Annotated in this window: 1 protein-coding gene; it reads right to left on the reverse strand. The window is 65.0% G+C overall.

The features are described from left to right. On the reverse strand, positions 1-1151 hold a 1151-nt coding region (glyA, locus tag F3J20_RS31685), incomplete at both ends, for a serine hydroxymethyltransferase (RefSeq protein ID WP_167285836.1).

Below are 1151 nucleotides of genomic sequence, written 5' to 3' on the forward strand. Positions count from 1 at the left end.
ACCGGGAAACGCTGGGTCAACTCGGCGACCTGCCCACGCACGCGCTCGATCGTTGCCGCATCTTCCGGGTTATCCAGCACGTCGGCGATCAGGTTGCCGACCTGCTCGGCTTCCTTCACGCCGAAGCCGCGCGTGGTCATCGCCGGCGAACCGAGGCGCACGCCCGAGGTCACGAACGGCTTTTCCGGATCGTTCGGGATCGCGTTCTTGTTGACCGTGATGTGCGCGGCACCGAGCGCCGCTTCCGCCGCCTTGCCGGTGATCTTCTTCGCGCGCAGATCGACCAGCATCACGTGGCTTTCCGTGCGGCCCGAGACGATACGCAGACCGCGCTTGACCAGCGTTTCAGCGAGCACACGCGCGTTCTCGACGACCTGCTGCTGATACGCCTTGAACTCCGGCGACAGCGCTTCCTTGAACGCGACGGCCTTGGCGGCGATCACGTGCATGAGCGGACCGCCCTGGATACCCGGGAAGATGGCCGAGTTGATCTGCTTCTCGAACTCGGCCTTCATCAGGATCACGCCGCCGCGCGGGCCGCGCAGGCTCTTGTGCGTGGTGGTCGTGACGAAGTCGGCGTGCGGCACCGGGTTCGGGTAGACGCCCGCAGCGATCAGCCCGGCGTAGTGCGCCATGTCGACCATCAGGTACGCGCCGACCGACTTCGCGATCTTCGCGAGGCGCTCGAAGTCGATGCGCAGCGCGAACGCGGACGCGCCCGCCACGATGATCTTCGGCTTGTGTTCCTGCGCGAGCTTTTCGGCCGCGTCGTAGTCGATGTCTTCGGCTTCGTTCAGGCCGTAGCTGACCACGTTGAACCACTTGCCCGACATGTTGACCGGCGAGCCGTGCGTGAGGTGGCCACCATGCGCGAGGCTCATGCCCATGATCGTGTCGCCCGGCTTGAGCATGGCGAAGAACACGCCCTGATTGGCCTGCGAACCGGAGTTCGGCTGCACGTTGGCGGCTTCCGCGCCGAACAGCTGCTTCACACGGTCGATCGCCAGTTGCTCCACCACGTCCACATATTCGCAGCCGCCGTAGTAGCGCTTGCCCGGATACCCTTCGGCGTACTTGTTCGTGAGTTGCGAGCCCTGTGCGGCCATGACCGCGGGCGAGGTGTAGTTTTCCGACGCGATCAGTTCGATGTG

This window comes from Paraburkholderia sp. Cy-641, from assembly GCF_011752945.1.
Classification (GTDB): domain Bacteria; phylum Pseudomonadota; class Gammaproteobacteria; order Burkholderiales; family Burkholderiaceae; genus Paraburkholderia.